This is a genomic window from Mesorhizobium sp. M1E.F.Ca.ET.041.01.1.1, from assembly GCF_003997355.1.
Lineage (GTDB): Bacteria > Pseudomonadota > Alphaproteobacteria > Rhizobiales > Rhizobiaceae > Mesorhizobium.
The window spans coordinates 1-5,293 of the sequence record NZ_RZSL01000438.1; the positions used below are offsets into that span (position 1 = coordinate 1).

A 5,293-nucleotide genomic window follows, 5' to 3' on the forward strand; every position below is an offset into this window, starting at 1 on the left:
GCGCTCAATCTCCCCCCTTGAGGGGGAGATGGCCGGCAGGCCAGAGGGGGTCGTCTCACCTAGATCGCCAACGTCTTTCGCGACGAGAGACGACGCCGGCGCCCCACGCGCGGCGACCCCCTCTGTCGCCTTCGGCGACATCTCCCCCACAAGGGGGGAGATCGGCGGTTTCAGCGCCACCGCAGGGTAACCCACCACACATTCCCGCAACCCGTCCTGTCGTCCTTGGCCCCATGCTGCCCCCGAACGTCACTCAAATCGGGCGGATGTTCTGGTTGTGGTGGAAGACGTTATCGGGGTCGTACTTGGTCTTCACGTCCACCAGCCGGTCGTAGACAGGCTCGCCATACGCCTCGCGGACCCGGTTCGGATCTTCGTCGTTGCCGAGGAAGTTGATGTAAACGCCTTCGCGGAACGGCCCGAGGGCGGCGAAGAACCTCCTCGTCCAGGCGGTGTCCTGGTCGCCATAGTCCTCGCCGGGTCGCCACGCCGCGTCCAGGGTGATCGCGTGCGACGCCTGGCGGTTCCCAAACGCCGTCTCGCCCTCGGCCACACGGCTCACCGCCCCCTTCAGTTGGAACAGCGCCACGTAGGACCGCGGCGATGAGGAGGAGAACGCGTGCCCGGCGATCACGTCGACAAGCTCGTCGTGGAGCTCGGGCAGGTGGGTGGACTTCCAGTAGTAGTTCCAGCCGTGGGGGACGGTTGAGTCGAGAGCGCTCTGGAATCCCACGTACGGCGTGGGCCCGACCAGGTCGAGGAGGGGAGTCCCGAATGCGCGGAGCGGGCGGAGCGTCTTCTCACCGTCCTCGATCGGCCCGGCGTAGCAGCTACCCACGATCATCACGGGGCGCCAGTGCAGATCCTCAGGGATGACGGGCAGCGGCGGGGCGGTACCGAACCTCACGACCGTGCCTAGCTCGTCGGGAGCATCGCGGACGAAGTCGCGGTAGAAGCGGAGGACATCCCCGGCGTCGTTTGCGTCCCATAGGATGGGCCCGGCCAGTACGGCAGGCCCGACGGCGTGGAGACGGAACTCGAACGAGGTGACCACGCCGAAGTTGCCACCACCGCCTCGCAATGCCCAGAACAGGTCGGAGTGCTCGTCCTCGGACGCCCGCAGCAGATCACCGTCGGCCGTTACGACGTCGGCGGCGAGTAGGTTGTCGACTGTGAGGCCGTGCTTGCGCATCAGCCAGCCGACGCCACCGCCGAGGGTGAGCCCGGCGACTCCGGTGTGGCTCACGATTCCGCCGGTGGTGGCCAGACCGTGCGCCTGGGTCTCGCGGTCGACGTCGCCCCAGAGCGCGCCACCCTGCACCCAGGCGCTGCGGTCGGCGGGATCGACTCGCACGCCCCGCATCGCCGAGAGGTCGATGACGATCCCGTCGTCGCAAACGGCGGTGCCCGCCACGTTGTGGCCTCCGCCTCGTATGGCGATCTCCATATCGTTGTCGCGGGCGAAGCGCACGGCCGCGATCACGTCGGCGGTCCCGATGCATCGGGCGATCAGGCGCGGGCGCCGGTCGATGGCGCCGTTCCAGACTGCGCGGGCGATGTCGTAGTCGGCGTGGTCGGCACTGATCAGCCGGCCTTGGAATCCGTTGATCTCCGCGACGCTTGGCTGCTGGCTCCGGTGGCCGACGATCATAGTTGTCATTGTCGTGTCCTCTCACTCGAAGGAAGGCCACATCGGACCACCGCGGACCGCTGCCGTATAGTCAAGAATCTGGACTTCACAGCCGACGGCGGGCGTGGAACACTGGCGGCGTGAGAACGTACGGCCAGTACTGCCCCATCGCCCGCGGCGCCGAGATTTTCGCCGAGCGCTGGACACCGCTGATCATCCGCAATTTGTACCTTGGCTGCGGAAGCTTCAGCGAGATCCTGGAGGGCGCGCCCGGACTCTCCCGTACGCTGCTCTCGGAGCGGCTCAGGCAGCTCGAATGGGTCGGGGTCGTCGAGTCGACACCCAAGCCCGACGGGCGCGGGCGCCACTATGAGCTCACGTCCGCGGGCCACGACCTCTTCACGGTCTGCCAGTCGCTCGGCGAGTGGGGTGCACATTGGCTCGAGATTGCTCCCCAGCACCTCGACCCCTTTGTGGCTCTGTGGTCGATGTGCAATGCGCTCCGCAGGGACAGGCTCCCGGATCGACGCGTCGTCATCCGTTTCGACTTCACGGGCCGCCCGCGCCGTGAGCGCTATTGGCTGCTCATCGAGCTTGGAGACACCGAGATCTGCAAGATGTGCCCTGGCTTCGACGAGGACCTCTACATCACGGCGGAAGCCGAAGCCTTCGTCAAATGGCACGCCGGACAGCTTACTTGGGCCCAGGCCACCCGCGAGGGCCGCATCCAACTCGACGGCGACCTGTCGCTCGCCAGAGCCTTCCCGACCTGGAACGCCCGCAGCATGTTCGCTCACATCAGGCCGGTCTCCCGCGCCGCCGTGAGTCCCGCGGGCTGAAATCCTCGGTTCGGCCCTCCCGTCGCGGCGCCGCACCGCCGCCAATGTTACCCATCACACATTCGCCGCCACCAGTCCTGTCGTAACTCAGCCCCAAGCCGGTGGCGACGAGGCTTTCGTAAATTGGCCGATTTTGATATTGCGTGCGGTCATCTCCCGCCGCGAGAAGCAAAGGGGTAAATGGCAGTCGAAGGGTGCCTGGTCGCATGACCGACGGTCCGTATATCGGGCCGCTGGACATCTGCGTGCTCGGCGATTTCCAGGTGGCCCGTGATGGCGCGCTGCTCGACCTGCCGCCGTCGCGCAAGACGAGAGCCTTGCTCGCCTATCTCGCGGTCACCGGCAAGCCGCATCAGCGCGAGCGGCTTTGCGAGATCTTCTGGGACATTCCCGACGATCCGCGCGGCGCCTTACGCTGGAGCCTGTCCAAGATCCGCCAGGTGCTCGGCGACGACGAATCCGCCCTGGTCGCCGACCGCAACTCGGTCTCCCTCAAGGTCGCAACGGACTATGCCCGGCTGCTGCCGCTGGCGAAGGGCGATCTTTCCTTGGCGTCGACGGAAGAGCTCGAGGCCGTTGCCGGTTCGATCCGAGGCGATTTCCTCGCCGATCTCTCGCTCGACCGCTGCTTCGAATACGAGGCCTGGCGCGCGGGCGTCGCCAGCGAGGTCGAGATCGTCGAGCTCGGCATATTGCGCGAGCTGGTCGAGCGCCTTGCCGGCGAGCCGAGGCGGGCGCTGCCGCTTGCCCGGCGCCTGCGCCGGCTGCTGCCGGAGGATGTCGGCCTGGCGGAAGAGATCGAGGCGCTGGAGGAGAAGGTCAGGGCAATGGCCGCCCAGCCGGCACCACGCTCTCCGCAACCGGCCGCGACTGGCGTGGCGCCGGTGCAATCGCCTTCGCCGGCGAAGAGCCCGATGGCCGCGCAGGACCCTGGCCGCGCCGTCCACTTCTGCCGGGCCCGCGACGGCACGAGGCTTGCTTTTGCCAAGACCGGCAGCGGCCCGGCCATCCTGCGCGCCGCGCATTGGATGTCGCATCTCACCTTCGACTGGGACAGCCCGATCTGGCGGCACTGGATGTCGGCGCTGTCGCGCGAGAACCAACTGGTGCGCTACGACGAGCGTTGCAACGGCCTGTCGCAGCGCCACGTCGTCGACGTCTCGTTCGACACCATGGTCTCGGACCTCGAATGCGTGGTCGAGGCGGCCGGGCTCGACCGCTTCACGCTTCTCGGCCTCTCGCAGAGCTGCGCGGTATCGGTCGCCTACGCCATACGCCATCCCGAGAAGGTGTCGGGCATGATCCTCTATGGCGGCTACGTCAAAGGCTGGCGGGCGCGCGGCGACGCCGGCGAGATCGCGACGCGCGAGGCGATCGCGACGCTGATGCGCGAGGGCTGGGGCAAGTCGAACCCGATGTTCCGCCAGGTTTTCTGCTCCATGTTCATCCCCGGCGCCACGCACGAGCATTTCGCCTGGATGGACGATCTGATGCTGCGCACCATATCGCCGGACGACGCCTGGCGCCTGCAGAACGCCTTCTCCGTGATCGATGTCAGCGACCTCTTGGAAAAGGTGCGGGTGCCGACCCTGGTGCTGCACGCGCGCGAAGACAACGTCGCCCCGGTCGAATCCGGTCGCACCATGGCCGCGGGCATTCCCGGCGCGCGCTTCTTCGAGCTGGAGAGCCGCAACCACATCCTGCTCGAAGGCGAACCCGCCTTCGATGAGTTCGTCGGCCACGTCCGCGCCTTCGTCGCCGAGACCGCGGGGTCCTAGACATGTTCCTTCCGCGATCGCGTAATTTCGCCGCCGCGCGCGAAACCTATCTTGAGTGGCGGCGGTTCATTCCGCCTTCGGCCGGTGCCTCAGCTACCCCAACGCCCCCCGCCCACTGCGGCACCGGCCTCAATCTTCTCCGGACAATCTAAGTTGTTCAGCCCTTGGCCAGCGGCACGGTGAACACTGTCGCGGTGCCGGTTAGGCAGAGCTCGCCGGCTTCGTTGCGCACCGATGTCTCCAGCTTTGTGATCGGCTTGTCGGCGCGCACCTCCTTGACCTCGACGCGGCCGGTGATCAATTCGCCGACGCCGGCCGCCTTGACGAATTTCCATGAGACTTCGAGGAACACCGAGCCGGGACCGGGAAGGTCCTCCGCTACCACCGCGTTGAGCATGCCGGAGGTGACGCCGCCCTGCACAATGAGCTTGCCGAACACCGAAGCCTCGGCCAGCGCCTTATCGTAATGCAGCGGGTTGCGGTCGCCGGTCATCTCCGCGAACGCGTCGATATCCTGCGGTCGCGTGCGCCGCGAACGCTCGGCGACGGCGCCCACCCGCGGCCGCCCCTTGATGACGCCGATCCACCCGTCCTTCGTCAAATGCACAGTCATGGTCTTGCTCCGGTTCGATTGCGGTAGAGGTTCGAGGTGCTCAGATTCGAGGCGCCGGCCGGAGCCTGCGGCTCGTCCTGGTTGGCCGGCGCCCGATACGGCCGGCCCTTGGCGGACGAGGCGCGGAGGACCGGCATCGGCTGTCCGGCCAGCGCCTGGACCTCGGCTTTCATGACGGCGCTGAAGCGGCGATGCCGCTCGCCGATGTCGGCGAGCGTCCAGTCGAAACCCGCTACCGCGTCCGTGGTGTCGAGGATCTGGTTGGCGAACCGGTCGCGCTCCTGCTGCCAGGCCGCGAAGGCCGCCGCCGAGCCGTCGAGGACCGCGTGCGCCAGGCCCGCGGCATCGCGCAGCGCGTCGGAGATGCCGTGCGCGGTGAGCGGGTCGCGGAAGAAGCCGGCATCGCCGACCAGTGCCCAGCCGGGGCCGCAAG

The 5,293-nt window shown here is 67.5% G+C and carries 4 protein-coding genes and 1 pseudogene; 2 read left to right on the plus strand and 3 right to left on the minus strand.

Annotation, left to right across the window (positions count from 1 at the left end):
• Positions 1 to 253: 253 nt before the first annotated feature.
• The gene (locus tag EOA38_RS27055) at positions 254 to 1,660 is read right to left on the minus strand and encodes an FAD-binding oxidoreductase (RefSeq protein ID WP_126094607.1); all 1,407 of its coding nucleotides are present in this window, start codon (positions 1,658 to 1,660) and stop codon (positions 254 to 256) included.
• Between the two features lie 110 nt (positions 1,661 to 1,770).
• Between EOA38_RS27055 and EOA38_RS27060 the strand changes: the two genes are divergently transcribed.
• Entirely contained in the window at positions 1,771 to 2,469 is a 699-nt protein-coding gene (locus tag EOA38_RS27060; RefSeq protein ID WP_126094606.1) for a helix-turn-helix domain-containing protein, read from the plus strand.
• Positions 2,470 to 2,675: 206 nt separating this feature from the next.
• Positions 2,676 to 4,247 carry an alpha/beta fold hydrolase gene (locus EOA38_RS40540; protein WP_245464709.1) on the plus strand — a complete coding sequence of 524 codons (1,572 nt, stop codon included), beginning with the start codon at positions 2,676 to 2,678 and terminating at the stop codon, positions 4,245 to 4,247.
• A 157-nt stretch (positions 4,248 to 4,404) separates the two neighbouring features.
• Here the strand turns inward: EOA38_RS40540 and EOA38_RS27070 are convergent, their stop codons facing one another.
• Positions 4,405 to 4,860 carry a MaoC family dehydratase gene (locus EOA38_RS27070; RefSeq protein WP_127300670.1) on the minus strand — a complete coding sequence of 152 codons (456 nt, stop codon included), beginning with the start codon at positions 4,858 to 4,860 and terminating at the stop codon, positions 4,405 to 4,407.
• Positions 4,857 to 5,293 (minus strand): annotated as a pseudogene (locus EOA38_RS27075) (hypothetical protein); the annotation flags it as partial. The gene EOA38_RS27070 and the pseudogene EOA38_RS27075, both read right to left, overlap by 4 nt.